We start from the raw sequence: 321 nt of genomic DNA on the forward strand, positions 1-321 counted from the left end.
GGAAGACGGCCGCATCACCCTGGTGCGCACCGTGTTCAACGAGAACGAGCCGGCGCGCCTGCAGGTCATCGCTTACCGTCTCGTGAACGGCCAATTGTTGCGGCGCGAATCGATCGCCACGCGCGACCTGGTCCAGCTCGACGCATTGTGGCAGGCCGCGATCAGCAACACCGACAGCACCCCGGCGGTGGTGCTGCAAGGTAACATCGAGGCGATGGCCGTGCTGATCTGGCAGAACGGCGCCTGGCGGCCCCAGGTGGACGCGAATCCTCAGGCGCCGGTGACGTGCGCCTCGGCGCTGGCCATCACCGGGCTGCAGGT

At 67.6% G+C, this 321-nt stretch carries 1 pseudogene; it reads left to right on the plus strand.

Features of this window, described 5'->3' with window-relative positions:
• Positions 1-321 (plus strand): annotated as a pseudogene (locus KVT32_RS29400) (type II secretory pathway component PulJ); the annotation flags it as partial.

The sequence above is a fragment of the Achromobacter sp. GbtcB20 genome (genome assembly GCF_019091095.1).
GTDB lineage: Bacteria > Pseudomonadota > Gammaproteobacteria > Burkholderiales > Burkholderiaceae_B > Achromobacter > Achromobacter mucicolens.